The sequence below is a fragment of the Mesorhizobium prunaredense genome (genome assembly GCF_900156895.1).
Taxonomy (GTDB): domain Bacteria; phylum Pseudomonadota; class Alphaproteobacteria; order Rhizobiales; family Rhizobiaceae; genus Mesorhizobium; species Mesorhizobium prunaredense.
In genome coordinates this window covers 1-432 of sequence record NZ_FTPD01000040.1, presented here as the reverse complement: position 1 = coordinate 432, position 432 = coordinate 1, and the positions used below count along the sequence as shown (strand labels likewise).

Here is a 432-nt window from a genome sequence, read left to right as displayed (position 1 = left end):
GGGGCACAAGAAGCACGACGCAAGATCAACAAGGAAGCCAAGGCCAAGGGCACGCGGGACTGTCAGGAATTCTGTGCGCGAGGCCATGATGATGGAAAGGAGAGAATCATCACATGGCTATCGAGAAGGAACTTCTGGACCAACTGCTTGCCGGCCGCGATCCCAACGAGGTGTTCGCCAAGGACGGGCTCCTCGACGACCTGAAGAAGGCGCTTTCGGAACGGATTCTGAACGCTGAACTCGACGAGCATCTCGAGGACGACCGCACCGACGGCAGCGCCAATCGCCGCAACGGCCATTCGAGGAAGTCGGTTCTGACGGGCACGTCGAAGATGACACTGTCGATCCCGCGCGACCGGGCCGGGACCTTCGATCCGAAGCTGATCGCCAAATACCAGCGCCGCTTTCCCGATTTCGACGACAAGATCATCT

General features: G+C 59.3%; 1 protein-coding gene. It reads left to right on the top strand.

Features of this window, described 5'->3' with window-relative positions:
* Window positions 1-113 precede the first annotated feature (113 nt).
* The coding region (locus BQ8794_RS23660) for a transposase (protein ID WP_174654517.1) at window positions 114-432 on the top strand (319 nt) is incomplete at its 3' end.